This is a genomic window from Anaeromyxobacter sp. (genome assembly GCA_016718565.1).
In the GTDB taxonomy this organism is placed as follows: Bacteria; Myxococcota; Myxococcia; order Myxococcales; family Anaeromyxobacteraceae; genus JADKCZ01.
The window spans coordinates 574,088-598,680 of record JADKCZ010000018.1; the positions used below are offsets into that span (position 1 = coordinate 574,088).

19 protein-coding genes and 3 pseudogenes are annotated in these 24,593 nt (G+C 76.6%); 9 read left to right on the forward strand and 13 right to left on the reverse strand.

Annotated features, from left to right (window positions below; translation table 11 throughout):
* Window positions 1–2,929 precede the first annotated feature (2,929 nt).
* The 3 genes and pseudogenes from IPO09_21595 to IPO09_21605 form a co-directional block, all read right to left on the reverse strand.
* Window positions 2,930–3,418 (reverse strand): annotated as a pseudogene (locus IPO09_21595) (carboxypeptidase regulatory-like domain-containing protein).
* A 39-nt stretch (window positions 3,419–3,457) separates the two neighbouring features.
* Window positions 3,458–3,808, reverse strand: a pseudogene (locus IPO09_21600) (carboxypeptidase regulatory-like domain-containing protein).
* A 163-nt stretch (window positions 3,809–3,971) separates the two neighbouring features.
* A complete protein-coding gene (locus tag IPO09_21605) occupies window positions 3,972–4,661 on the reverse strand; it encodes a hypothetical protein (protein ID MBK9519867.1) in 690 nt (229 codons plus the stop codon).
* A 265-nt stretch (window positions 4,662–4,926) separates the two neighbouring features.
* On the opposite strand from IPO09_21605, the gene IPO09_21610 reads away from it, so the two are divergent.
* The 3 genes from IPO09_21610 (at window position 4,927) to IPO09_21620 (ending at window position 7,603) form a co-directional block, all read left to right on the forward strand.
* Window positions 4,927–6,072 (forward strand): nitronate monooxygenase, encoded by a 1,146-nt coding sequence (locus tag IPO09_21610; protein MBK9519868.1) that lies wholly within the window; start codon window positions 4,927–4,929, stop codon window positions 6,070–6,072.
* 65 nt (window positions 6,073–6,137) lie between these two features.
* Complete coding sequence (locus IPO09_21615) at window positions 6,138–6,659, forward strand: peptidylprolyl isomerase (protein MBK9519869.1); 522 nt, start codon at window positions 6,138–6,140, stop codon at window positions 6,657–6,659.
* Window positions 6,660–6,667: 8 nt separating this feature from the next.
* Window positions 6,668–7,603, forward strand: a complete 936-nt coding sequence (locus tag IPO09_21620; protein MBK9519870.1) for an SAM-dependent methyltransferase — start codon at window positions 6,668–6,670, stop codon at window positions 7,601–7,603.
* Window positions 7,604–7,622: 19 nt separating this feature from the next.
* On the opposite strand, the gene IPO09_21625 is transcribed toward IPO09_21620, so the two are convergent.
* The 3 genes from IPO09_21625 to IPO09_21635 all read right to left on the reverse strand — a co-directional run bounded on the left by IPO09_21625 (window position 7,623) and on the right by IPO09_21635 (window position 9,369).
* Window positions 7,623–8,021: a hypothetical protein gene (locus IPO09_21625; GenBank protein ID MBK9519871.1), complete on the reverse strand. Its 399-nt coding sequence runs from the start codon at window positions 8,019–8,021 to the stop codon at window positions 7,623–7,625.
* 15 nt (window positions 8,022–8,036) lie between these two features.
* Window positions 8,037–8,555: a ferritin family protein gene (locus IPO09_21630; GenBank protein ID MBK9519872.1), complete on the reverse strand. Its 519-nt coding sequence runs from the start codon at window positions 8,553–8,555 to the stop codon at window positions 8,037–8,039.
* 100 nt (window positions 8,556–8,655) lie between these two features.
* Window positions 8,656–9,369 (reverse strand): RNA methyltransferase, encoded by a 714-nt coding sequence (locus IPO09_21635; GenBank protein MBK9519873.1) that lies wholly within the window; start codon window positions 9,367–9,369, stop codon window positions 8,656–8,658.
* A gap of 183 nt (window positions 9,370–9,552) precedes the next feature.
* On the opposite strand from IPO09_21635, the gene IPO09_21640 reads away from it, so the two are divergent.
* Window positions 9,553–10,173: a cytochrome C gene (locus IPO09_21640; GenBank protein ID MBK9519874.1), complete on the forward strand. Its 621-nt coding sequence runs from the start codon at window positions 9,553–9,555 to the stop codon at window positions 10,171–10,173.
* A gap of 148 nt (window positions 10,174–10,321) precedes the next feature.
* Window positions 10,322–10,765: a GNAT family N-acetyltransferase gene (locus tag IPO09_21645; protein ID MBK9519875.1), complete on the forward strand. Its 444-nt coding sequence runs from the start codon at window positions 10,322–10,324 to the stop codon at window positions 10,763–10,765.
* Window positions 10,766–10,768: 3 nt separating this feature from the next.
* Here the strand turns inward: IPO09_21645 and IPO09_21650 are convergent, their stop codons facing one another.
* A complete protein-coding gene (locus IPO09_21650; protein MBK9519876.1) occupies window positions 10,769–11,107 on the reverse strand; it encodes a hypothetical protein in 339 nt (112 codons plus the stop codon).
* Window positions 11,108–11,183: 76 nt separating this feature from the next.
* On the opposite strand from IPO09_21650, the gene IPO09_21655 reads away from it, so the two are divergent.
* A complete protein-coding gene (locus IPO09_21655; GenBank protein ID MBK9519877.1) occupies window positions 11,184–11,924 on the forward strand; it encodes a 16S rRNA (uracil(1498)-N(3))-methyltransferase in 741 nt (246 codons plus the stop codon).
* Here IPO09_21655 and IPO09_21660 read toward each other — a convergent pair.
* Window positions 11,899–15,993 carry a DUF3857 domain-containing protein gene (locus tag IPO09_21660; GenBank protein ID MBK9519878.1) on the reverse strand — a complete coding sequence of 1,365 codons (4,095 nt, stop codon included), beginning with the start codon at window positions 15,991–15,993 and terminating at the stop codon, window positions 11,899–11,901. The two genes, IPO09_21655 and IPO09_21660, sit on opposite strands and share 26 nt — an antisense overlap.
* 185 nt (window positions 15,994–16,178) lie before the next feature.
* Between IPO09_21660 and IPO09_21665 the strand changes: the two genes are divergently transcribed.
* Both IPO09_21665 and IPO09_21670 read left to right on the forward strand, forming a co-directional pair.
* Window positions 16,179–17,369 carry an alanine--glyoxylate aminotransferase family protein gene (locus tag IPO09_21665; GenBank protein MBK9519879.1) on the forward strand — a complete coding sequence of 397 codons (1,191 nt, stop codon included), beginning with the start codon at window positions 16,179–16,181 and terminating at the stop codon, window positions 17,367–17,369.
* A gap of 40 nt (window positions 17,370–17,409) precedes the next feature.
* Window positions 17,410–18,657, forward strand: a complete 1,248-nt coding sequence (locus tag IPO09_21670; GenBank protein MBK9519880.1) for an MFS transporter — start codon at window positions 17,410–17,412, stop codon at window positions 18,655–18,657.
* Here the strand turns inward: IPO09_21670 and IPO09_21675 are convergent.
* From IPO09_21675 to IPO09_21690, 4 genes and pseudogenes are all read right to left on the reverse strand, one after another.
* A pseudogene (locus IPO09_21675) lies at window positions 18,635–19,060 on the reverse strand (response regulator). The gene IPO09_21670 and the pseudogene IPO09_21675 sit on opposite strands and share 23 nt — an antisense overlap.
* Before the next feature lie 181 nt (window positions 19,061–19,241).
* A complete protein-coding gene (locus tag IPO09_21680) occupies window positions 19,242–20,423 on the reverse strand; it encodes an HlyD family efflux transporter periplasmic adaptor subunit (GenBank protein ID MBK9519881.1) in 1,182 nt (393 codons plus the stop codon).
* A gap of 3 nt (window positions 20,424–20,426) precedes the next feature.
* Complete coding sequence (locus IPO09_21685) at window positions 20,427–22,784, reverse strand: FtsX-like permease family protein (GenBank protein ID MBK9519882.1); 2,358 nt, start codon at window positions 22,782–22,784, stop codon at window positions 20,427–20,429.
* A 2-nt stretch (window positions 22,785–22,786) separates the two neighbouring features.
* Window positions 22,787–23,506, reverse strand: coding sequence for an ABC transporter ATP-binding protein (locus IPO09_21690; protein MBK9519883.1), 720 nt, complete (start codon window positions 23,504–23,506; stop codon window positions 22,787–22,789).
* Window positions 23,507–23,642: 136 nt separating this feature from the next.
* On the opposite strand from IPO09_21690, the gene IPO09_21695 reads away from it, so the two are divergent.
* The gene (locus IPO09_21695; GenBank protein ID MBK9519884.1) at window positions 23,643–24,029 is read left to right on the forward strand and encodes a hypothetical protein; all 387 of its coding nucleotides are present in this window, start codon (window positions 23,643–23,645) and stop codon (window positions 24,027–24,029) included.
* Between the two features lie 24 nt (window positions 24,030–24,053).
* On the opposite strand, the gene IPO09_21700 is transcribed toward IPO09_21695, so the two are convergent.
* A complete protein-coding gene (locus IPO09_21700) occupies window positions 24,054–24,470 on the reverse strand; it encodes a CBS domain-containing protein (protein MBK9519885.1) in 417 nt (138 codons plus the stop codon).
* Between the last annotated feature and the right edge of the window lie 123 nt (window positions 24,471–24,593).

Here is a 24,593-nt window from a genome sequence, read left to right on the forward strand (position 1 = left end):
TGTTCACGATGGCCGAGGCGTTCCCGGCGGCGTCCCTGAACTGCGCGTAGACCGTCTTCAGCCCGTCCACCCCCGGCAGCGCCCAGGAGAGCGTGGTGGCGTAGGGCTGCCAGGTGGAGCCCGAGAAGGCCAGGTCGTTGCCCAGCCGGACCTGCAGGTTCGCCTTGAGGGCCCCCTCGTTGAGGTCGGTGGCCGAGAGCGTGGCGGTCACCACCGGCGTGCCGGTGTAGCCCGCCTGCGCCCCGGCGTTGCCGGCCAGCGTGATGGTCGGCGTGGCCGGCCCGGTCGCGTCCAGCGTGATGGCGTCGGAGGTCGCCGCCGAGGTGTTGCCCGCCCGGTCCCTGAACCGCACGTGGACCGTGCGCGCCCCGTCGGCGCCCACCGCCAGCGTCCAGGGGATGGAGGTGGCGTAGGGGAAGGCCGTCAGCGCCGCGAAGCCCGCGTCGTTCGAGACCTCCACCGTGGCCAGGCCGGAGGCGGCCGACCCGGTGACCGGCCCGTCGGAGGCGGCCACCGTGAGCGTCACCGCGGTCGACCCGGCGTAGGTCGCCCCGCCGCCCACCACCACGCTCCCGCCGGTCGGGGCGGTCCGGTCCACCAGGATGGTGGCCGAGGCGCTGCCGCCCTCGATGCCGCCGGCGGTGCGGAAGAGGACCGAGACCGACGCGGTGGTCTCGTCGGGCACGCCGGACAGGCTGACCGAGGCCGTGGTGGCGTACGGGACCCAGCCGCCGGCCACGCCGTTCACGTAGAAGCGCATCTCGGCGGCCCCGGCCGCCAGGACGCCGGCGCTCACGGAGGCCTGGCTGGTGGCCGCGGCCCCGCCCGCCAGCACCAGCGAGCCGCCGGTGGGCGGCGCCGACACCAGCGTGATGGGCGCGCTGACGGCCAGGCTGCTGTTGCCGGCCTGGTCGCGGAACTGGGCCCAGACCTGCTTGGCCCCGTCGCCGGCCGGCAGCACCCACGAGAGCGCGGCGGCGTAGGGCTGCCAGGTGGAGCCCGAGAACCCGGCGTCGTTGCCGAGCCGGACCTGCAGGTTCGCCTTGAGGACCCCCTCGTTGAGATCGGTGGCCGAGAGCGTGGCGGTCACCACCGGCGAGGCGGTGAAGCCGGCCTGCGCCCCGGCACCGCCCGAGAGCGACAGGACCGGCGAGCCCGGGCCGACGGTGTCGAGCACCACCGTGGCGGACGTGGGCGCCGAGCGGTTGCCCGCCCGGTCGCGGAAGCGGGCCCAGACGGTCTTGGCGCCGTCGACCGCGGTGAAGGTCCAGGGCGCGCTGGTGGCGTAGGGGAGCACCGTGGGGGCGGTGAAGGCCGCGTCGGCCGAGAGCTCCACGGCGTCGAGCCCCGCGGCGTAGCCGCCGGCGGTGGCCGGGCCGTCGCTGGCGCCGAGCGTGAGGGCGACGATGGGGCTGCCGGTGAAGGCGGCCCCCCCGTTGACGGCCACGGAGGGAGCGGTGGGGGCGCGCTGGTCGAAGACGATGGCGGCGGTGGCCGCTCCCCCCTCCACCCCGGCCGCGTTGCGGAAGGCGACCGAGACGGTGCGGGTGGCCTCGTCCGGCGTGGCCCCCAGGTCGACGCTGGCCCCCGTGGCGTACGCGACCCAGCCGGACGGCTGGGCCACGCCGTTCACCGAGAGGCGCATCTCGGCGGCGCCGGCGGCAGAGATGGCCACCGGCACCACCTGCTGGTTGGTGGCGGCCGCGCCACCGGCCAGGGTGAGGCTGCCGGCGGTGGGGGCGGTGCCGGCCAGGGTGATGCCGCCCTGCACCGGCAGGCTCTGGTTGCCGGCGGGATCCATGAACTGGGCGTAGACCAGCTTGGCCCCGTCGCCCGGCGGCAGCAGCCAGGAGACGCTGGGGGCGAAGGGCTGCCAGGCGGCGCCGGCGAAGCCGGAGGCGTTGGAGAGGCGGACCTGCAGCCCCTGCCGGTCGATCCCCTGGTTGGCGTCGCTGGCCGAGAGCGTGGCGGTGACCAGCGCGGAGCCGGTGGTGCCGGCCGGGGCGCCGGCCCCGCCGGAGAGCGCGATGGACGGCGCGTCGGGCGCCACCGTGTCGAGCGTGACCAGGGCCACCGCGTCGGCCGAGACGTTGCCGGCCCGGTCGTGGAAGCGGGCGTAGACCGCCTTCACCCCGTCGCCGGGCGAGAGGGTCCAGGTGTGGGCCAGGTTGTAGTCGAGCAGCACCGCGCCGGTGAAGAGCGAGTTGTCGGCCAGCTCCATCCTGGCGAGGCCGGAGACGGCCGCGCCCGGGGTGGCGGGCAGGTCCTGCGCCGAGAGCGCCAGCCCCACCGTGGCGGCGCGGGTGTAGGCCAGGCCGGTCTCGATGACCACCGACGGGGCCGCCGGCGCCAGCCGGTCGAGCACGATGGTGGCCGAGGCCGGGGCCGAGGCGCTGCCGTTGCCGTCCACGAAGACCACGTGGATCTCGTGGGTGCCGTCGCGGTCGGAGAGGGTGAAGGGGGCGGTCGAGCCCGGGCCGGCGTAGGGGTGGGTGCCGGTGGTGTCGCCCAGCGCCGGGTCCTGGAAGGTGGGGTCCTCGCTGGCGCGGAAGGAGGCCGCCGACGGCGCGCCGAGCTGCAGCGTGATGGGGCGGCCGCTGGTCACGGCGCCCTGCGAGATGGCCACCGTGCCGCCCTGGCGGGTCAGGGTCACGCCGGGCACCGCCACCGAGGCGCCGGCGGTGACGGAGAGGCCGGTCACCACCTGCTGGCCGTAGCCGTCGCGCCGCGCCCGCACCTCGTAGGCGCCCGCCACCAGGCCGTCGAAGGCGTAGGCGCCGTCGGCGCCGGTCACCACCGCGCGCCCCGAGCCGGTCACCTCCACCACCACGCCGCTCGAGTCGGCCGGCGTGTCGGCCAGCACCACCACGCCGTGGAGCGAGCCGCGCTGCAGCGTCAGCGAGACGGGATCGGCCAGGGTGCGCACCTCGGCGCCCACCAGATTGAGCACCGGCACCGAGCCGGTGTCGTAGCCGGCCTTGAGCACGCGCAGCAGGTAGCTGCCCGGGGCCAGCTGATCCAGGGTGAACTGGCCGGCCGCGTTGGTGACCCCGGTGGCGGAGGTGCCGTCGAGGGTCACCAGGGCGTCGGGGAGCGGCGCCACGCTGCCGTCCGCCAGCTCGGCCACCACCGTGCCGCTCACCGTGGCCGGGTTGGTGGCCAGCACCACCAGGATCACGTCGCCGGTCACGCCCAGCGTGACCTGCTGGGCCTGGATGGTGCGGGCCACGTAGTCCGGGTGCGAGATGCGCAGGTCGTAGGTGCCCTGCGGCAGGTCGAGCTGGTACTGGCCGGTGGAGGTGGTCACGGCCGCGAAGGGCGTGCCGACCGCCTCGATGAGGATGCCGCCGTTGTCGGCCGCGGGATCCGGCTCGATGGGATCGGCGGGGTCGGCCGGGATGGCGCCGAGCACGGCCAGCCCCTTGAGCGCCCCGCGGTCGGTGCCGCCCTCCGGGCTCAGCGCCAGCGTGCCGACGTCGGCGTCCTCGCCGGCCGACAGCGTGAGCGTCACGCTGCGCAGCTGGAAGCCGGCCGGCTTGGCCTCGACCGCGTAGTTGCCGGGGGTCAGCGAGTCGAAGACGAAGGCGCCGCCCGCGTCGGTGGAGAAGGAGTCCACCAGCTGGCCGTCCTGGCGCAGGAAGACCGCCACCCCCTCGGCGGACGGCAACCCCGACGCCGCCACCCGGCCCGAGACCCGCGCCTTGGCCTGCAGCGGGAGCGGCGTGGCCGGGTCGTACGGGTTCTGGGGCGTCACCTCGGACGAGCAGGCGAGCGAGGCGGCGAGAGCGAGGAGAGCAAGGCGGCGCATGAGACCTCCGATGGCCGCCCGACCCTAGCAGGATCGTCGCACCCCCCGACCCGGCCGGGCTCATACCCAGCGTCCCGTAGGCGCGGGACGCTCCTTCGGCCCACCTTTCAGCAGGCCGGTCCTCCCTCCAAGTGGGCTGGACTCGCGCGAGGCGAGCGCCTCGTCACTTCGCCTTGTGCGCGTGGACCTTCGGGAGGAGCGAGGCGTCCGCCTTGGCGTGGCACTTGACGCAGAACGTCGGACCGGGGAGCAAGAGCCCGGCCGCCACCGCCGCGGCGCGGTTCCGCATCACGCCCGCGCTCTTGTAGTCCGCGCCGGGGCCGTGGCAGCCCTCGCAGTCGAGCCCCTTGGCCTTGTGGGCGGAGGCGGACCAGGAGTCGTACTGGACGCGGTGGCACATCTTGCACTTCTCGGCGCCGATGGAGGCGTGGGCGGTCGGGGTCGGGGTCGGGGTCGGGGTCGGGGTCGGGGTCGGGGTCGGGGTCGGGGTCGGGGTCGGGGCCGGGGCCGGGGTCGGGGTCGGGGTCGGGGCCGGGGTCGGGGTCGGGGCCGGGGTCGGGGTCGGGGTCGGGGTCGGGACCGGGATCGGGGCCGGGGTCGGGGCCGGGGTCGGGGTCGGCTTGGGCTTCGGGGCCGGGGCCGGGACCGGGGTCGTTGGCTGGGTCGGGGCCGGCGCTGGAACCACGGCTGGCGGCGGGTTTGCGGCAGGCTCCGGGATCGCGGCCGGAGGCGCGACCGGTGCCGGAGGTGCGGTCTGGGTGGGGGCGTCGGCCGCAGGCGGCGGCGGGGCGCGCTTCTCGTCGGCGCAGGCGAGGGCGGCGAGGAGCGAGGCGGCGGCGAGGGCTCGGCGCATGGGGGTCTTCCTCCGGGTGACGGCCTCGAAGATACCGCGGATCCGAGGAGCGGGTCGCGCCGTCGCTCGCGGCGAGCCCGTCGCCTCGCTTCACGCTGCGTCACGCTGCGCGGCGCCTCGCGGACCTCGCCCCCCCTGCCGCCCCGCGTCACGTTCGCCGCGCCGCGTCGCACGCTCGTCACAGGCACCGTGACACCGTGATGACACGTCACCCCTAGTGTCTCTGGTTCGCGCGCCCCCTCCCCTGCGCGCCCCGAGGCTTCCCATGACCGCCGGCACCGCCGAGGCCAGCACCACCACCGCCGAGCCGCTGCCGCTCGGCAGGCTGGACCGCGCCACCATCCAGGGGCTCCTGGCCTCGGGGCGCCGCCTGCTGGTGCAGGGCGGCATGGGCATCCACGCCAGCGACGGCCTCTCCGGCAAGGTGGCGCGCCACCGCGGCGCGCGGCTGGTGGGCGTGGGCACGGTCTCGGCCGTGGTGAAGAGCCCCGACCACTTCCGCGCCGAGATCCGGCGCTGCCGCGCCGAGGCCGAGGGCGGCTTCGTCGGCGTGAACCTGATGGCGGCCATCAACAAGGCCGAGTTCGAGGCCTGCACCCGCATCGCCATCGAGGAGCGGGTCTCCTTCATCGTGCAGGGCGCCGGCATCTCGCGCGAGATCATCAAGTGGTGCCGCGCCGGGAACGTCCCGTTCGCCGGCATCGTCTCCTCGGGCCGCCTGGCCGCCATGTACGAGAAGTGGGGCGCCGACTTCCTGGTGGCCGAGGGCGCCGAGGCCGGCGGCCACATCGGCGACGTGGGCCACCCGCTGCCGGGCCTGGTGGACGAGGTCCTCCGGCACACCGCGCTGCCGGTGGTGGCCGCGGGCGGGGTGGACTCGGCCGACGTGAGCCGCTTCCTGGCCGCCGGGGCGGCGGGCGTGCAGGTGGCGTCGCGCTTCCTGGCTTGCTCCGACGGCGACGCCCACCAGAACTTCAAGGCCATGCACCTCGGCAAGACCGCCGAGGACATCACCCTCATCACCTCCTGCGTCAAGGGGATGAAGGCCCGCGCCGTGCGCAACGACTTCACCGAGGCGCTGGCGGCGGGCACGGCCTTCCCGCCGCGCAGCAAGGCCTGGTTCTACGGCCCGGACGGCTACCACGGCCGCAGGAAGGCCTGCGTGGAGTGCCTGGGGGACGAGCTCTGCCTGTGCCGGGCCTCCGACTTCAAGGAGAGCTTCTGCATCACCGACGCCCTGCTGGCCGCCGCCATCAAGGGCGACACCAGGAACGGCCTCTTCTACACCGGGTCCTCCATCACCCGCATCCCGGAGCGGGACGCCAGCGCGCTGCCCTCGGTGGCGGAGCTGATGGCCTCCTTCGAGGCGGTGCTGGCCGCCGAGAAGAGCCCGCTGCGCGTGGTCGGCTGACCGGGGGGCGCCCTCGCCGTTTCCCGCGTGCCAACGCGCGCCCGGCTTGATATGGGTCCGCCCCTATGAAGATCGGCTCGAACAGCGTCGTGTCCCTGGAGTACTCCCTCCACTTCGGCGACGGCGAGGTGGTGGACGCCTCCCAGCCGGGTGACCCCATGGTCTACCTGCACGGTCACTCCCAGATCGTGCCCGGGCTGGAGGCCGCCCTGGAGGGGCTGGAGACCGGCGCCAAGCGCCAGGTGGTGGTGTCGCCCTCCGACGGGTACGGCGAGCTGAACCTGGAGGCGTTCCAGCGGGTGCCGCTGAGCGCCTTCCCCGAGGGCTTCAAGCCGGAGGTCGGCATGGAGCTGGTGGCCGAGGGTCCGGACGGCGACCCCATGCCCTTCGTGGTGAAGGGCGTGGAGAACAGCCTGGAGGGCCAGGTGGTGGTGGTGGACTTCAACCACCCGCTGGCCGGCAAGACCCTGCACTTCGAGGTCACCGTCGGCGAGATCCGCGAGGCCACGGCCGAGGAGCTGGAGCACGGCCACGTGCACGGCCCCGAGGGCCACGATCACGGCCACGATCACGGCCACGGCCACTGACGAGGTCCGTGCCCCCCTCCGCCCGCGCCGAGGTGGCGCACCTCGACGCCGCCTCGCTCGAGGAGCTGCAGGCGCGCTACCCCGCCGAGTGGCAGGCGGTCGGCGAGGCGCTGGTGTCCGCCGCCGCGGCAGGCCGGCCGGAGGCGCTGGAGGCCTTCGTCCGCGGCGCCCGCGAGGCCGCGGCGCCCTGGCGGAGCCGCCTCCAGCGGAGCCACGGCCACCCGGAGGTGCTGGCCTCGGCGCTGCCCCGGCTGGCCGCCGCCCGCATGGCCACCCTGGCCATGGAGCGCACCCTGCTGTCCGCCGCCACCGGCCAGGCCGGCGGCACCGTGCGGCTGGGCCGGTGGAGCGGCACCCTCATCCAGGCGCTCCTCTTCGGCCGCGGGCTGGAGCGCCGGCCGGTGCCGCTGCGCGCCTTCAGGCTGGTCTGGCCGCTGGTGACCCAGCGGCGCCTCCTCATGCCGCTGGTGCAGCCCCGCGGCATCTACTGCTTCTACTCGCGGGAGCTGGTGCGGGCGCTCGCCGCCCTGCTGGCCGGCCGGCCGGCCGTCGAGATCGCCGCCGGCGACGGCACCCTCAGCCGCTTCCTCAGGGCCAGCGGCGCCGACGTGTCCGCCTCCGACGACCAGTCCTGGCGCCACGCCGTCTCCTACCCGGCCGACGTGGAGCGGCTCGACGCCGCCGAGGCGCTGGCCCGCCACCGCCCGCGCGCCGTGCTCTGCTCCTTCCCGCCGCCGGGCAACGGCTTCGAGCGGCGCGTCTTCACCACGCCCAGCGTGGAGCTCTACGTGGTGGTGACCACCCGCCACCGCTTCGCCGCCGGCGACTGGCAGGCCTACCAGGCCCAGCGGGCCTTCGACTGGGGCCCCGACGAGGGGCTCTCCCGCCTGGTGCTGCCGCCCGAGCTCGACCCGGCCGTGCTGGTGTTCCGGCGCAAGGCGTGAGCCCGCGCCGCGGCCCGGCTCACCCCTCGTCGCCGCCCGCCTCGGCTGGCCGGCTGGCCCCCTCCGGCGGCGCCCAGCGCTCGGTGAGGACGCGCCACAGCCGGGCGATCAGCACCTCGGCCTCGCCGGCCTCCTCGTCCGGGATGCCGGGCACCGGCGAGACCCCGTGGAGCTGCGCCAGCCCCTGGATGGCGTACTTCAGGATGACGTCCTCGGCGAAGCCCGCGTCCAGCAGCCCGTCCCCGACCTCGCGCTCCGGCTCGCCGGCCACCAGCACGCAGGCGGCGCACCAGGTCGGGTCGTCGCCGGGCTGGCCCGGCTGGCGGCGCACCGTGAGGTGACGCGCCTGCGGGAGCGCCGGATCGTCGAGGTACAGGAGCCGCTCGTCGCCGCGGTCGCGCCAGGTGAAGGTGGACATGCCGGGCAGGCGACCCTAGCCGCCGTCGGAGCCGGGCTGGTCCGCCTCCGCCTCGGTGAGGTCGGGACCCTTGGGCATCCCCTTGAGCCGCTCGGCCAGCATGGTCCGGTGCTCCGCCTCCTCCCCGCGCAGCTCCGTGAAGAGGTCCCGCACCGACTGGTCCTTCACGGCGCGGAGCGCGTCGTCGAAGAAGGTCCAGGCCTTCTCCTCCGAGGCCAGCGCCACCTCCATGGCGTCGCGGGCCGACATGAAGACCCGCGGCGAGCTCCGGTCGGGCGCCTCGGCGTCGTCGAGCTGCTCCAGCCGGACCCGGCTGGGCTGGTCCTGGAAGAGGGAGCGGCGGCGCGCCCTGAGCTGCGCCTCGTGCTTCTCCTCGTAGGAGCTCATCAGCTTGAAGACGTCGGCGGCGTCGCCGGGGTAGCGCCCGCCCACCACCTTGGCGAAGTCGGCGTAGCGCTCCCGCGCCTCCACCTCCATCAGGATGGCGAGGTCGAGCGCGTCGCGCAGGTCCAGGGTGGCGAAGTCGATGGCCATGTCTTTCCTCCTCCCGCGCCGGGTGGCGCGACGAGGCCCTATCATGCCCTCCCGGGGCGGGTCGGTGCTGCTTCCCGTTGGGGCGCGACGTCGGAGGGAGTCACCCCGCACCGAGCCTGCGCGCCAGCGCCCGCAGCGCCGTCTCCCAGAGCCGGGCCTCGCGCGGCGAGGGGCGTCCGCGCCGCAGCACGTCGCTGAGGTCGCGAACGGCGTGGCGCTCCGGCCCCGCCAGGAAGCGGCCGGCGCGCAGCAGCTCCCGCAGCACCTCCTCCAGCCGCGCCAGGTCGGCGTCGGTGGCCAGCGCCCCCTCCTTGCCCCGCGGCGCCACCCCGGCGGCCCGCCGCGCCTCGTAGGCATAGAGCAGCACCGCCTGGGCCAGGTTGAGCGAGGGCTGCGCCTGGCCGGTGGGGGCGGCCGACAGGTCGTGGCAGCGGTCCAGCTCCTCCCCGGTCAGCCCGCTCCGCTCCTCGCCGAAGACGATGGCGGTTCGCCCCGGCGCCCGCGCCGCCGCCTCGCGCGCCACCTCCTCGGGGAGCAGGCGGCGCTTGCCGCGCACCTTGCGGGCGCTGGTCCCGACCACCCAGGCGCAGTCGGCCACCGCCTCGTCGAGCGTGGCCACCAGCCGCGGCCGGTCGAGCAGCTCCTCGGCGTGCACCGCCACGCGCCGGGCGGTGGCGAAGTCGTGGGTGCCGAGCGCCACGATGGCCCAGTCGTCGAGGTCGAAGTTCCGCATGGCCCGGGCCACCGCGCCCAGGTTCTCGGGGTTGCGCGGTCGGACCAGCACCACCCGGACGGGCGAGGGCGACGCGGCCAGCGGCGACCCGGCGCCCAGCGATTCCGGAGACTTGGGTGTCACGGGCGGGATGCTACTCCGGGTCGTGGAGGAAATGGACCGACACCACGCGTCATTGTCCCGCGTCAATGCGATGGGTCATCCGAACCCTCTAGAGTCCGGGCGTTTTTCCTCCACCCCCTCCCCAGGTCCGAAGGAGTTCGAATGTCGCTCGTCACCCGCCTCGCCCTCGCCCTCACCCTCTCCGCTCCCGCGGCCGCCTTCGCCGCCGGCGGCCACGACGGCGTCGGCTGCGTCGGCTGCCACGCCATCCACACCGCCAAGGGCGAGGTCATCTTCGCGGTGGCCGCCAACAAGGCCGACCTGAACCCCAAGACCAAGCAGCCCTACACCGGCACCACCGCCCTCTGCCTCGGCTGTCACCAGGAGTCGAACAAGGGCGGCCAGGGCTACGCCCCGGTGCACGCCAACATGAGCCACCCGTACGGCATGGCCACGGTGGACCAGCGCATCGCCAAGGTCCCGGCCGAGCTGCTGCGCGACGGCGGCCGCTTCGAGTGCCTCGGCTGCCACGACCCGCACCCGTCCAACACGAACTTCAAGTACCTGCGCGTGGACACCGGCGCCAAGGGGCAGAACATGGACGCCTTCTGCGGCGTCTGCCACCCCATCAAGGCCGACGCGGCCACGGTGAGCACCAAGCCGGCCCTCTTCACCTCCATGGACGAGACCGGCAACCGGGTGATGAAGGCCGCCGCGCCAGCCGCCGCCCCGGCGCCCGCCGCCAAGCCGGCCCCGGCTGCCAAGCCGGCCGTCAAGAAGTAGGCCGCGGCGCCACCCGGCGCCTGCCCGAGCCCTCCGGCCGGCAGGCCGGGGGGCTTCGTCGTTCCCGGCGCCGGGGCGCGCGCCCCCGGCAGCCCCCTCGTGCGCTGGCCGGTAGCGCGGCGGGCCCGGCTTCGGCTAAGGAAGGAACATGCCCTACACGGTTCGCTTCGCCTCGACCGCCGAGGACCGGGAACTCGCCTACGGCCTGCGCCGCGACGTCTTCGAGACCGAGCAGAACGTCCCGCGCCCGCTCGACCGCGACGTGCACGACCACAACGCCAACCACGTGGTGGCCATCGACGAGGCCGGGCGCTGCGTCGGCACCGGCCGCCTGGTGCGGGTCGACTCCCGCACCGGCCAGATCGGCCGCATGGCGGTGGCCTCGACCCACCGGCGCCTCGGCGTGGGCGAACAGGTCATCCACATGCTCGAGGAGCTGGCCAGCATGCGCGGCATCGGCGACCTCATCTGCCACGCGCAGCTGCCGGCCGTGCCCTTCTTCCGGCACCGCGGCTACGCGCAGGAAGGCGGGGAGTTTCTGGCCGAGGGCGTGCCGCACGTGGTGATGCGCAAGACCCTCGTCCACGGCTGAGGCTCAGTTGAGCCAGGCCCGCGGCGCCGCCGGCCGGGCCGGGGCCTGGATGCCCATCAGGTCGAGCCCCTGGCGCGTCAGCAGGTAGCGCACCGTGCCGCTGCCCCGCGCCGTGTCGAGCTCGGCCTCGAAGGCCGGCCCGCTGATGCTGCCCAGCGACAGGCTCTTCTTCAGGTTGACCACCCGGCCGGAGACCACCTCGCCGGCCACCGGGCCGAAGCCGACGTCGCGCTGGTAGAGGTCCACCGCCGCCTGGTGCAGCGTGGCGGCCAGCGACTGCTCGAGCGGAAAGGTCGAGAAGAGGACCGAGATGAGCGTGTAGCCGGGCGGGGTCTGGGACATCCTCCCGGGACTCTAGCGCGCCCGCGGGCGGCGCGCCCGTTGACTCCTGCCCCCCTGCGGGCGAGCCTGCCGCGCCGTGAACCTCCTCCTCCTCGAGCCGGGCGAGCTCGCCCCCGACGGCCAGGCGCGCCTGGCCGGGCGCCGCGCCCGGCACGCCTGCGAGGTGCTGCGCTGCCGGCCCGGGGACCGGCTGACGGTCGGGCTGCTCGGCGGGGCCATGGGCCAGGCCGAGGTGCTGGCCGCCTCGGCCGACGAGCTGCTGCTGCGGGCCGCGCTCAACCGCCCGCCGCCGCCGCCCTCGCCGGTGGCGCTGGTGCTGGCCCTGCCGCGCCCCAAGATCCTGCGCAAGGTGCTGCAGGCCGTCGCCGCCATGGGCGTCAAGCGGCTGGCGCTGCTCGGGTCCTACCGGGTGGAGAAGAGCTACTGGTCGTCGCCGCACCTGGAGCCCGCCGCCATCCGCGGCGAGCTCCTGCTGGGCCTGGAGCAGGGCAAGGACACGGCGCTGCCGGTGGTGACGCTGCACCGCTTCTTCAAGCCCTTCGTGGAGGACGACCTCGACGCCGCCTTCCCGGGCGCGCGGCTCCTGGCCGACCCGGGCGCGCCCGGGCCGGTGGAGGCCCTGCCGGCGCCGGCCGGCGGGGTGGCGGTGGCGGTCGGGCCGGAGGGCGGCTGGACCCCCTACGAGGCGGCCGAGCTCGAGCGGCGCGGCTTCGCCCCGTTCAGCCTGGGTCCCCGCCCGCTGCGGGTGGACCAGGCGGTGCCGTTCATCACCGGGCAGGTCGAGGGCTGGCTCAGGGCGTCGCGCCCAGCGCCGTGAGGCGCTGCTGGGCCAGCACGTGGCTGGAGAGGCCGTCGGGCCGCTCCGGCGGCGTGACCCGCCGGTAGGCGGCGGCGGCCTCGGCCGGCATCCCGTACCGCTCGGCGATGAGGCCGACCACCAGCCAGTCGTGCGGCGCCGGCAGGTTGCCCACGCTGGCCAGCTCCACGGCGCGCCTGAGCACCTGCAGCGCCTCGGCCGCCTCGCCGCGCACCGCGTGCACGGTGGCCAGGGTGTGCAGGTAGGCCGGCTCGCGGTCGCGGGTCAGCTCCACGGCGCGCCGAGCCTGCTCCAGCGCCTCCCCGTCCACCGGCGGCTGGAACAGCATGGCCCAGGCCAGGTTGTTGTGGTCGCCGGCGTCCGGCCGGCCCGAGGCCACGATGGCCCGCTCCTGCGCCAGCGCCGCCACCACGTCGCCCTCGCGCAGCGCCGCCCCCACCTCGGCCCGCGCCGCCGCAGGGTCGCCCGGCTTGAGGGCTCGCCGCGCCGCCACCGCGGCCGCCAGCTCGGCCTTGCGGCCCAGCTCGATGAGCGCCGCCGTCTTCAGGCCGAAGGCGCGATCCGAGCCCGGCTCCGCGAGGAGCAGCGCGTCGGCCACCGGCAGCACCTCGGCCCATCGCGCCTTGGCGGCGTGGCCGGCCGCCAGGGCCCAGCCGAGCGCCTGGCGGACCTTCGGGTCCGCGGCGCCGGCCAGCGCCGCCTCGAGCGTGCCCCGCACCGCGTCGGGGGCCCCGAACGACTCCAGGGCGGCGCCGGCCAGCGCCAGCCCCTCCCGCCCCAGCTCGCGCCCCGGGGGCGCCAGGGCCGCCAGCACGCTGGCCGGCCGGCCCTCCACCGGCTCGCCGGCCTCCAGCCGGGCCACCTCCAGCACCGCGCGCGCCCCGGCCAGCTCGCCCGCCTCGGCGCGCCGCCGCAGGGCGGCGCCCAGGCCGGACGCCACCGGCTCGGTGGTGACCAGCCGCCAGCCCGCCTGCTCCTTCACGACCGCGAAGGTGAGCGGCACCTGCAGCGACGGGGTGGTCCCGACCAGCCGGAGCGCCCAGGCCGGATCGCCCTCGGTGCGGACCTCGAGCAGCGACAGGCCGGCGTCCAGCGCCACCCGGTCGGGCAGGCCCGAGCTGCCGCGCAGGCCGCGCCGGAAGGTGGCCGACAGGTCCGCGCCCGCCAGCGCCGGGGCGGCGCCGCCCTTCACCTCGTCGCCCAGCTCCGGCACGGCCGCCCAGGCCCGGCCGCCCTCGGCCATGGCGCGGAGCAGCCGCGGCACCAGCGTGGCGGGCCTGGACGGGGCCAGGTCGAGCTCCTCGACCCGCTTGACGCGCGCCAGCATGGCGGCGCGCGCCTTGAGCTGCGCCGACTGCGGCGTGCCGCCGGCCCCGCCGTCGAGCAGGCGGGCGGCGGCCGGGTAGCGGCGCGCCAGCGTCAGGTGCTGGGCCGCCTGGTCGAGCACCGCGGCCCGCTCCCCCGACGGGATGCGCAGCGCCTCGCGCACCGCCGGCTCCACCCCCTCGGTGGCCGCCCGCACGGCCAGCTGGGCGGCCCGGCGCTCCGGTCCGTCGGGCAGGTCCTGCGCCACCGGCCCGGCCTCCTCGAAGCGCCCGGCGCGCAGCAGCACCGCCAGCAGCGCGCGATCGTAGTCCTTGCTCTTCAGCTCGGTGCGGATGAAGCGGTAGGCCGCCGCGGCCTCGTCGAGCCTGGCTCCCTCGCCGAACCGCTCGCAGCGCGCCCCGTGCTCCAGCTGGAAGGCCAGGTGGGCCCGCACCGCCGGCTCGCGGTCCAGCTCCACGGCGCGGCGCTGCGCCGCCACCGCGCCCTCGAGGTCGCAGCCGGGCGCCAGCCAGCGCCCCAGCGCGTCGTGCTCCAGCGTCGTGGCCAGCACCCGGTGCGACCAGCTCGAGGACGGCTCGGCGGCCACCGCCTGGCGGGCCGCCTGGCGCCCCGCCTCGCCCAGGCCGAGCCTGAGCAGCGCCTGCGCCAGGTGGTTCAGGTGGCGCGCCTCGCCCGGGTGGAGGTCCACCAGGCGCCTCAGCTCGTCGAGCGCCTCCCGCCCCTGGCCCGCCTCGAGCAGCCGCGCCGAGGTGCGGGTGAAGCGCAGGCGCGGCTCGTCGGCCAGCAGCGGCGGCAGGCCGGCCCGCAGCGCCTCCACCTCCTCGGCCGAGAGCCGGCGGCGGTCCACCGTCACGGTGTGCGTCACCTCCACCAGCCCGCCGGCGGCCAGCGTGGCGCGCCGCTCCGCGGTGAGCGGCCCGATCACCAGGCGGCTCGGCGAGGGGAGCGGGCCCTCCAGCTCGAACCCGGCCGGCGGGGTGACCCGGTAGGTCAGCGAGCCCTGGTACGCCAGCGGCAGGAGCAGCTCGGACCGGCGCGGCTCGGGCCGGGCCTCGGCGGCCTCCGCCTCGTCGTCGGCCTCGTCGCCGGCCCCATCGCCCGGGGCGCCGCGCGCCCGCGGCGGCCGCACCTGCGGCGGCAGCCACTCCAGCAGGTAGGCCGGCGAGGTCACCGCCTCGGCGTCATCGGCGCGGGTGACGGCCCAGTGCGAGCCCCGGCCGGTCAGGGTGAGCCGCACCGGCCCGTCCGGCTGCTCCAGCCCCTCGAAGGCCACCTCGCCCGAGGTGGCCTGCACGAAGTGGCTGGCGACCAGCGCGTGGTCGCGCTCGGCGCGCTGCCCCGGGGAGAGCCGGCGCACCGCGGCGCGCTGGTCGGTGGCCGGCCAGCCGGTCAGCACCTGCAGCTCGCGGGCGTCTGCCCAGCCGCTCTCGGAGAGGGTGATCTCGCGGGTGATCTCCACCCGGCTGGCGCCGGCCGGCGGCTGCGGCAGCCGCACCAGCCCGCGCGTCTCCTTCGACGCCACCAGCGCGGCGCGCCCGTGCAGGATGGCCGGCAGCTGGCCGGCCGGGGTGAAGGGATCGGTGGCGTCGAGGAAGAGCGGCGGCGCGCCGGCCACCGCCACCAGCGCGTGGTCGAACTCGCCCAGGCCGGGCAGCGGATCCGGGTCGTCGCCGCCGGCCCGCACCAGGGCCAGGGTGGAGGGGAAGCCGGCGGCGCGCAGCACGCCCGCCGCCAGCAGCGCCAGGTCCTTGCAGTCCCCGTAGCGCCGGGCCAGCGACTCGGCCGGCCGGGCCGGCACCAGCGCCGCCTCGCCGAGCTCGAGCCCGGTGTAGCGGACCTGCTGCCTGAGCCAGTCGAGCACCAGCTGGGCCGCCGCCTCCCGGCCCGTCCCGCGGGGCACCACCGCGGCCGCCACCGCCGCCAGGTCGGCCCCCTCGAGCTGCCGCTCCACCACCGCCGCGTAGGCCGACGCCACCTCGCGCCAGCCGGCGCCGGTGGCCAGCGCCAGGTGCGGCGTGGAGGCCACGTCGGGCGGCTGGAGCGGCTCGGGGCGGGCGCGCGGCGGCACCCGCTCCCACTGCCAGGTGAGGACCCGGCGGCCCCCGGCCCTGGCCGTGGTGGGCGCCCCGCCGAGCCCGCCCCGCAGGGCGGTGGACAGCGGCAGCGACTCGGGCGCCTCGACCACCAGCCGCACCGTGCGGATGGCGTCCTCGCGCCCCACGTCGAAGCGCCGCACCGTGCCGGCCTCGAAGAGCGGCGCCAGGTCGCGCACCACCGACACCTCCTCCACCACCGCCCCGGCGTCCACCCCCGGCAGCGGCCCCTTCAGCACCCGACGGTCGCTGAAGACCCCGCGGGCCACGTCCCCCAGCCCGGCCTCCACCAGCGTGGCGGGGTCGAGCAGGTGCACCGCGCCGTCGGCCCGCACCACCCGGGCCCGCACCTCGGGCCGCGCCTGGTACCAGGGCGCCCAGGCCCGGCCGACCTCGGCCCAGCGCTCGGCCCCCTGGCGCGTCAGCGCCCGGTAGACCAGCCGCGTGGTGGTGACGGTCCGCCCCTGCGCGTCGAAGGCGATGTGCGCCTCCTCGAGCAGGACGTCGATGTCCGCCCCGTCCGGCGCCGCCAGCGCCGCGGCGGCGTCCTGCAGGGCGCGCGGATCGGCCGAGAGCGGCGGCGCGGCCAGCCAGGGTGGGGGGGCGGCGGCGAGGAGGGCGAGGCCGAGTGCGGCGAGCGTGGAGGTCATGGGTCCCGTGGTGGGCCGGCCATCATCCGCTGGAACCGGGGAGCCGCGCCACCAGGGGAGGAACCGGCGGGGCGGCCGGTTCTTCCGCCCGGCCGCCCCCATCGGGGCGCGCCTCGGGTGGCGCCGGCCGCGGTACACCTGTGCCAGTCCCCGTGCCGCAGCCCTCCTCCTCCCCCGAGGCCGCCATGACCGCCCCCATCGTCTCCGAGCTCGCCCCGCCCCTGCGCCTCCTGCTCGGCCCCGGCCCCAGCCCGGTGCACCCGCGCGTGCTGAAGGCCATGTCGACGCCGCTGCTCGGCCACCTCGACCCCAAGTTCCTGGAGATCATGAACGAGGTGCAGGCCCAGCTGCGCGCCGCCTTCGGCACCCAGAACCCCTTCACCATCGCCCTCTCCGGCACCGGGTCGGCGGGCATGGAGGCGGCGCTGGTCAACGTGCTCGAGCCCGGCGACACCATGGTGGTGGTGGTGAGCGGCGTCTTCGGCACCCGCATGGCCGACATCGTGGGGCGCTGCGGCGCGCGCCTGGTGAAGGTGGAGCTCCCCTGGGGCGAGGTGGTGACGCGCCAGGCGCTGGCCGAGGTGCTGGCGCGCGAGGGCAAGGTCAAGGCGGTGGGCCTGGTGCACGCCGAGACCTCCACCGGGGCCTGGCAGCCCATGGAGGGCCTCGGCCAGCTCTGCCACGAGCACGGCGCGCTGCTGGTGGTGGACACCGTCACCTCGCTGGGCGGCCTGCCGGTGGAGGTGGACGCCTGGGGGGCCGACGCCGTCTACTCCGGCACGCAGAAGTGCCTCTCCTGCCCGCCCGGCCTGGCGCCGTTCACGCTCTCGCCGCGCGCCCTGGAGGTGGTGAAGGGGCGCACGACCAAGGTCCAGAGCTGGTACCTGGACGCCTCGATGATCGCCGACTACTGGGCCGACGGGAAGCGCGCCTACCACCACACCGCGCCCATCTCGATGGTCTACGCGCTGCGCGAGTCGCTGCGGCTGGTCTTCGAGGAGGGGCTGCCGGCCCGCTTCGCCCGCCACCAGCGCAACGCCGCGGCCCTGCTGGCCGGCCTGGCGGCGCTGGGCTGCGAGCCACAGGCGGCCGCTGGCCACCGGCTCCCCTCGCTCAACTGCGTCAAGGTGCCACCCGGCGTGGACGAGGCGGCGGTGCGCCGCTGGCTGCTGGCGGAGCGGTCCATCGAGATCGGGGGCGGCCTCGGGCCGCTGGCCGGCAAGGTCTGGCGCGTCGGGCTGATGGGCGAGGGCTCGCGGCAGGAGCACGTGCTGGCGGTGCTGGCGGCGCTGGAGCAGGCGCTGGCCGCCCAGGGGAAGGGCCCCGTGCCGGGGACCGCCGTCTCGGCGGCGCTCCAGGCCTGGGCCCGCGGCTGAGAGGCCGTGAAGGAATCCCCTCACGGCCTCTGAGCCGCCCGTGACGCCGCCGCCCGGGGCGGACCGCGCCGACGTCGCCCGCCTCTTCGGCGCGCGCGGGGTGCGGCTCTTCGCCTACGGCGCGCTGTCGGTGGTGCTGGTCTTCCACCTGGCGGCCGCCGGCCTCTCGGAGGCCCGCATCGGCCTGCTCCTCAGCCTGACCCTGCTGGGCGACACCGCCCTCTCGCTGGTCCTCACCACCCGCGCCGACGCGGCCGGCCGCCGCCGCACGCTCCTCCTCGGCGCGGCCCTCATGGTGGGGGCCGGGCTGCTCTTCGCGGTGACGCAGGACTTCTGGCTGCTGCTGCTGGCCGCCACGCTCGGCATCATCAGCCCCTCCGGAAACGAGGTGGGCCCCTTCCTGGCGGTGGAGCAGGCGGCGCTGGCGCAGGCGGTCCCCCCGGCGCGGCGCACCTCGACCTTCGCCTGGTACACCCTGACCGGCGCCTTCGCCACCGCGCTCGGCGCTTTCACCGGCGGGGCGCTGGCGGAGGGGCTGCAGCGGCTCGGCTGGGCACCGCTGGCCAGCTACCGGATGGTGGTGGCGCTCTACGCCCTGGCCGGCCTGGGGCTGATGCTGCTCTTCGCCGGGCTCGGGCCCGGCATCGAGGCCCCCCCGTCGCCGGGCGCGGCCCGGCCGCCGCTCCTCTCGCCCGGGCTGGGCCTGCACCGATCCCGCCGGGTGGTGGTCCGGCTCTCCGCCCTCTTCGCCCTCGACGCGTTCGCCGGCGGCTTCATCGTGCAGAGCTTCGTGGCCTGGTGGCTCCACCGCCGCTTCGGGGCCGGCGAGGGGCTGGTGGGCGCGGTCTTCCTGGGCGCCAACGTGCTGGCCGGGCTGTCGGCGCTGTCGGCCGCCTGGCTGGCCCGCCGCTTCGGGCTCCTGAACACCATGGTGTTCACCCACCTGCCCTCCAACCTCCTCCTCCTGCTGGTGCCCTTCGCGCCCAGCCTGCCCTGGGCGGTGGCCATCCTCTTCGCCCGCTTCTCCATCTCCCAGATGGACGTGCCGACGCGGCAGTCCTACACGATGGCGGTGGTGGACCCCACCGAGCGGGCGGCCGCCGCCGGCGTGACCGGCATCGCGCGCACCGTGGGCGCCGCGCTCTCGCCGCTGCTGGCCGGGCCGCTCTACGCCGTGCCGGCGCTGGCCGGGCTGCCCTTCCTGATCTGCGGGGGGCTCAAGATCGCCTACGACCTGGCGCTGTGGCGGGCCTTCTCGAAGGTCAGGCCCCCAGAGGAGCGAGCGTGAGGAGGGCGCGCCCGGTGGCCTGGTTGGGCGCCTGGCCGAGCGCGGCCGCCACCGCGGCGAGCAGCGGGCCCTCGGCGAAGGGCTTGTCGAGGACGCAGCGGGCGCCGGCGTCGAGCAGCGCCTGCCGCGCCTCCGGGTAGCCGGTCAGGCCGATGGCCGGGATGGCGCGCAGCCACTCCTCGGGCGCCCGGCGCAGCCGGCGGACCAGCTCGTCGCCGTTCATGCCCGGCATGTGGTGATCCACCACCAGCAGGTCGGGCGGGTCGAAGCGGATCACCTCGAGCGCCGCCTCGCCCGACTCGGCGGAGAGGGCCAGGTAGCCGGCCTCCTCCAGGGCATGGCCCAGCAGGACACGGAGCGTCAGGTTGTCGTCGACGACGAGGATTCTCTTGAGTCCGGGCATCGGTGACCTCGAGCCAGCTTAACCCTCGGGGTCGGCCCCCTCGTAGTCCCGTGGGCGCGCGACGACGATGGACCCGTTCCAGCGCAACCGCCCGCCAGGACGAGGGCTTCCTGGGATCGGCGGGCCGTGGCCGTCTGGCCCGCCGACCGCCCAGATAGGTCATCCGACGGACGGCCCACCCTCACCTGGACCTCACCCGGCCGCCGTCCACCACCTTGTCCGTGGGGTGGAGGACGAGCTGCTCCCCCTCGGCGAGCCCCTCGAGCACCGCCACCTCGGACGGGCCTCGCTCGGCCACCGCCAGGCGCCGCAGCCTGGCGCGCCCGCCCTCCACCACGAAGGCCGCCCACCGGTCCCCCGACCTGAAGAGCGCGCCCGCCGGGGCCTTGAGGGCGCTGGCCCGCTCCGCCACCACCACCTCGGCCTCCACCGCGTACCCGTCACCGAGCGCCGCCCAGGCCTCCGGGCCCGGCACCGGATCCACCACCACGTGGACCCGCTGCTCCTCCACGCCGAGCGCCGAGACCTTGGTGAAGGCCGACGGATCGACCGAGCGCACCCGCCCCGGCAGCGCCCCCTGGCCACCCCAGCCGACCAGCGCCACCGCCGCGCCGGGCCGGATCCGCACCGCCTGGGTGGTGAGGAGGTCGAGCTCCACCTCGAGGGCCGCCGGGTCGCCCACCTCCACGAGCGGCGCCCCCGCCCCCACCGGCCCCTCGCTCTCTCGGAGCAGCCGGAGCACCAGCCCGCCCGCCGGCGCCCGCAGGACCACCCGCTCGCCGCGCCCGCCCGCCTCCGCCCCGGCCAGCATGGCGCGGGCCGCCGCCACCTCGCCGGCGGCGCGCCGCCGCGCGTGGCCGGCCATGCGCAGCTCCTCCGCCCGCTGGCGCCGCACGTACCCGGCCAGCTCCAGCTCCCGCCCGGCCACCGACCCGCCCGCCGCCAGCGCCTCGGCGCGCCTGAGCTCGGCGGCGCCCTCCTGGTCCGCCAGCCCGGCCCGCGCCAGCCCGGCCCCGGCCTCGGCCTCGGCCGCACGGGCGGCCTCCAGCCGGGCCTGCAGCTCGGCGCGGCTGCGCGCGTCGAGCGGCCCCGGGGTGGCCGGCGCGATGGACGCCAGCGGCTGGCCGGGCGCCACCCGCTGGCCCTCCACCACCGGGACCCGCAGCAGGTGGCCGCTCACCGGCGCGGCCACCAGGTAGCGGTCCCGCACCCGGGCCCGCCCGGTCCCCGCCACCACCTCGCGGATGGGGCCGCGCACCACCGGCGCGGTCACCACCGGCGCCGGGTCGGGGCGGAGCCAGACCACCAGCCCCGCCAGGGCGGCGGCGGCCAGGGCGGCGACGACGACGGTGCGGACGCGCATGGCTCACTCCCTTCGATCGAGCGATCCCGCCAGGTCCAGCCGGGCCACCCACCGGTAGGCCAGCGCGGTCACGGCCAGCGTCACCGCGGTGGTGACGCCCACCGCCCAGGCCACCTCGCCGCGATTCACGACGGCGGGGATCCGGAAGAGGTCGTTGGACATGGCGGCGGCCACGGAGCGCACGGCCAGCGCGCCCAGCGCCGTCCCCAGTGGCAGCGCCGCCACCAGGAGCGCCAGCAGCTCGCCGGCCAGGATCCGCCAGGTCTCGCCGCGGGTGAAACCGATGACCCGCAGCGTGGACAGCTCCGGCTCCCGCTCGGCCCAGGTGATGCGGGCGGTGTTGTAGACCACGCCGGCGGCGATGCCCGCGGCCAGCAGGCTGATGACGGCCATGTAGGTGACCACCAGCTCGTCGAGGATGACCCGCACCGCCGCCACCGTGGCGGCGCGCGAGGTGGCCCCCATGACGCCGGGACGGGCCGCCAGGCGGGCCCGCACCTCGCCGGCCAGGGCCGGATCGGTGGCCAGGCGGGCCCCGGTGACGAGCGGCCCCTCGCCCAGGCTCGCCGAGAGCGCCTGCCGCGCCATGGTGGCGCCGGCGCCGAGGAAGTCGTCCACCGTGGCCACCACCGGGAGCGTCAGCACCGGGCGCCGCCCCTCGGTGATCTCGGCCGTCACCAGGCCGCCGGGCTCGACCGCCAGGATGGCCGCCAGCTGCCGCGACAGGACCAGCCCGGAGGGCGGCACGGGCACCACCTGCCCGTCGGCCGACACCAGCCGGCCCAGCCGCGCGTCCGGCTCCACGCCGCGCAGCCCGGTGCGGTAGCTCAGGTGGCCGTGGCGCAGCACCGCCGGCACGTCGCGGGTCCCCTCCACCGCCAGCACGCCCGGCAGGGCGCGCAGCTCGGCCAGGGCCTCCGGGCCCCTGGCGTTGGCGAAGGTGACCGAGAGGTCCTGCCGCTGCGCCTCCTCCAGCTCGCGCCGCAGGATCAGCGACGTCGCCCCCTCGGAGAAGTTCGAGAGCAGCAGCACCGCCACCGCGGTGGACAGCCCCAGCGCCGCCAGCGCCGCGCGCAGCGGGCGCCGCGAGAGGCCGCGCACCACCATGCGCCCCGGCTGAGAGAGCCAGCGGGTCAGCCCGAGCCGCTCCACCAGCCCCGGCCGGTAGGTGGGCGGCGCGGCCGGCCGCATGGCCTCGGCCGGCGGGAGCCGGAGGGCGCGCCACACCGCGCCGGCGGCCCCCAGCAGGGCGGCGGCCACCGCCAGCGCCACCGCCAGCGCCAGCACCGGGAGGTCGCCCTCGAAGCGCAGCTCCGGCAGCCGGTAGTAGGCGGCGTAGACGCCGGCCATCCACCGCCCCATGGCCACCCCGCCGCCGAGGCCCGCCAGCCCGCCCGCCAGGGCCATGCCGGTCACCATCCAGGCGTAGTGGCCCGCCACCTGCGCCCCCGACCAGCCGATGGCCTTGAGCATGCCGATCTGGGCCCGCTGCGTGGCCACCAGCCGGGACAGCACCAGCGAGATGATGTAGGCGGCCACGCCCATGAAGATCGACGGGACCGCCGCCGCCATGGCCTTGAGCTGGCGGATCTCGTCGGTGAGGAAGCGGTGCGAGACGTGCTGGTCCCGGCCGTAGGCGCCGGTGCCGCCGGCCGCCGCCAGCAGCCGGTCCACCTGCGCCACCACCTCGGGCCGGGAGGCGCCGGGCGCCAGCACCAGCCCGACCTCGTTCCAGGCGCCGGTCAGGTCGAGGGCCGCGGCCAGGGTGGCCTGGTCCACCCAGAGCACCGCGAAGTGCCGGTCGTCGGGGAAGACGTCGCCCGGCCGGATGGCGTAGACGGTGGAGGGCGAGACCGCCACGCCCACCACCGTGAGCCGCTCCCGCCGGCCGTTCACCACCGCGGCCAGGGCGTCGCCCGGGCCGAGGCCCCAGGCCTGGGCGAACCCCTCCCCCACCGCCACCTCGCCGGGCCCGGCCGGCCCACGCCCGGTGCGCAGGTGGAGCCGGTCCAGGCGCGAGCCACCCGGCGGCTGCGAGACCAGGCGCGCCGTGATGGGCGCCCCGGCGGCCCGCTCGAGCGCCAGCGTGCCGTAGGCGCCCACCCGCGGCTCCACCTCGGCCACCCCGGGCAGATCGGCCAGCCGGGCCGCCAGGCCGCCGGGGGCGCGGCGCACCTCGGCGAACAGGTCGGGGAAGCGGTGGTCCGCGTAGTAGCCGGCCTGGGTCCGCTCCAGGGCGCGCCAGGTGGTCACCGAGCCCACCAGGGTGGCCACGCCGCACGCCGTGAGCAGTGCCACCGCGGCCGCCTGCACCCGCAGGTGCCACAGGTCGCGCAGCAGCTTGCGGTCGAGGGCGCGCAGCCTCACCAGGCGATCTCCTGCGGCGTCTTCCGCGCGGCGTGGACCGTCTCCTGCACCACCAGGCCGTCGCGCAGGCTCAGGACCCGGTCGGCCAGGTCGGCGATGGAGGCGTTGTGGGTGATGACCACGGTGGTGGTGCCGAGCTCCCGGTTGACCCTGGCCAGCACCTCCAGCACCAGCCGGCCGGTGGCCGCGTCGAGCGCGCCGGTGGGCTCGTCGCACAGCAGGACGTCGGGCCGCTTCACCACGGCGCGGGCGATGGCCACCCGCTGCTGCTCGCCGCCGGAGAGCTGGGCCGGGAAGTGGTCGAGCCGGGCCGAGAGGCCGACCAGCCCGAGCGCCTCCTCCGGGCTCATGGGCCGGCGGGCGATCTCGGCGGCCAGCGCCACGTTCTCGCGCGCCGTCAGGCTCGGCACCAGGTTGTAGAACTGGAAGACGAAGCCGACGTGGTCGCGCCGGTAGCGCGTCAGCAGCCCCTCGTCCGGATCGGCCAGGTCGTGGTCGCGCCAGCGCACCGCGCCGGTGGAGGGCACGTCGAGGCCGCCCAGCACGTTGAGGAGGGTGGACTTGCCCGAGCCGGAGGGGCCGAGCAGCACCACGAACTCGCCCTCGTGGAAGGTGACGTCCACGCCGCGGAGCGCGTGCACCTCCACGTCGCCCATCCGGTAGACCTTGGTGATGCCGCTGGCCTGGAAGACCGGCGTGCCAGGTGCGCCGCCCATGCGCCGCCCCCCTCCCCTCGGCCCGGCCGGGCGGCCGGACCCGCTCGATCGTCCCGCCGCGCGGACGGGGGGTCAAGGCGGGGCGCCACCGGGGCGCGGCGCCCTGCCGCGGGCGGGCCAGGTGTAGGATCGGCCCATGGTCAGCCCGTCCCGTGCCCCGCTGCCGCCGCGCCTGCTCGCCCTCGCCCTCCTCGCCGCCGGCTGCGCCGCGCCCGGCCCGGTGCGCGAGGCCGAGCCGCGCCGCTACCAGTCCCCCACCGCCGACGCCTTCCCGGAGGCCGACCCGACCTCGCGCGGCATGGTCCAGGGGCCGCGGTTCCTCACCGAGGTGGAGCAGGTGGTGGTGCGCATGGGGCGCGCCCCCGACGGCCGGGTGGTGGTCCTCTCGGTGGTCTCGCCGCAGCTCACCGCCGAGCAGCAGCAGGAGGTGGCGCGCGCCTTCGAGCTGGGCGCCTGGCGGCGCGAGGTGCCCTTGCCGGCGGCGGGCGAGAGCTGGATCGAGACCATCGTGCGGGTGAAGTGAGAGGCGGCGGCGAGCCGCCGCCGCTCAGGACTTCCCGATGTACTCGTGCAGCTGCTCGATGACGTAGGACTTCTCGTCCAGCATCACCTGGATGATGTCGCGCATCGAGACCACGCCGATCACCTCGCCCAGTTCGGCCACCAGCAGGTGGCGGGTGAAGTGCTCCTTCATCAGCTCGGCGCACTCGGTCTCGGAGGCGCTCGGCTCCACCCGCGGCAGCTTGCGCACCGCCTCGCGCACCGCCAGGCTGCCGTCGCCGCCGCGGGCCAGCACCGTCACCACCAGGTCGCGCTCGGTGGCCAGGCCGATGATCCGGCCGTCCACCGCCACCCCCACCGAGCCGATGCGCCGGTCGGCCATGAGCTTGGCCGCCTCCCGGCACGGCGCGCTGGCGTCGATGGTGGCGATGTCTCGGGTGATGTGCTTCCGGATGGTGGCCATGGCGTCCTCGGGCTCGGGTGGGCGACCGTAAACCCCTAGCAGGTCGCGCGGTTGGCGGCAGCGCGAACCTGCGACCTGCTCGGGGGTCCCCTACTGCGGCAACCCACCACAGGCCCATTTTGA

Bases quoted from the DNA above. Each gene is read 5' to 3' on its own strand.
- IPO09_21665 (MBK9519879.1), top strand. From the start codon at position 16,179: ATGACCGCCCCCATCGTCTCCGAGCTCGCCCCGCCCCTGCGCCTCCTG.
- IPO09_21690 (MBK9519883.1), bottom strand. From the start codon at position 23,506: ATGGGCGGCGCACCTGGCACGCCGGTCTTCCAGGCCAGCGGCATCACC.
- IPO09_21700 (MBK9519885.1), bottom strand. From the start codon at position 24,470: ATGGCCACCATCCGGAAGCACATCACCCGAGACATCGCCACCATCGAC.
- IPO09_21615 (MBK9519869.1), top strand. From the start codon at position 6,138: ATGAAGATCGGCTCGAACAGCGTCGTGTCCCTGGAGTACTCCCTCCAC.
- IPO09_21640 (MBK9519874.1), top strand. From the start codon at position 9,553: ATGTCGCTCGTCACCCGCCTCGCCCTCGCCCTCACCCTCTCCGCTCCC.
- IPO09_21660 (MBK9519878.1), bottom strand. From the start codon at position 15,993: ATGACCTCCACGCTCGCCGCACTCGGCCTCGCCCTCCTCGCCGCCGCC.
- IPO09_21645 (MBK9519875.1), top strand. From the start codon at position 10,322: ATGCCCTACACGGTTCGCTTCGCCTCGACCGCCGAGGACCGGGAACTC.
- IPO09_21680 (MBK9519881.1), bottom strand. From the start codon at position 20,423: ATGCGCGTCCGCACCGTCGTCGTCGCCGCCCTGGCCGCCGCCGCCCTG.
- IPO09_21610 (MBK9519868.1), top strand. From the start codon at position 4,927: ATGACCGCCGGCACCGCCGAGGCCAGCACCACCACCGCCGAGCCGCTG.
- IPO09_21695 (MBK9519884.1), top strand. From the start codon at position 23,643: ATGGTCAGCCCGTCCCGTGCCCCGCTGCCGCCGCGCCTGCTCGCCCTC.
- IPO09_21630 (MBK9519872.1), bottom strand. From the start codon at position 8,555: ATGGCCATCGACTTCGCCACCCTGGACCTGCGCGACGCGCTCGACCTC.
- IPO09_21650 (MBK9519876.1), bottom strand. From the start codon at position 11,107: ATGTCCCAGACCCCGCCCGGCTACACGCTCATCTCGGTCCTCTTCTCG.
- IPO09_21625 (MBK9519871.1), bottom strand. From the start codon at position 8,021: ATGTCCACCTTCACCTGGCGCGACCGCGGCGACGAGCGGCTCCTGTAC.
- IPO09_21605 (MBK9519867.1), bottom strand. From the start codon at position 4,661: ATGCGCCGAGCCCTCGCCGCCGCCTCGCTCCTCGCCGCCCTCGCCTGC.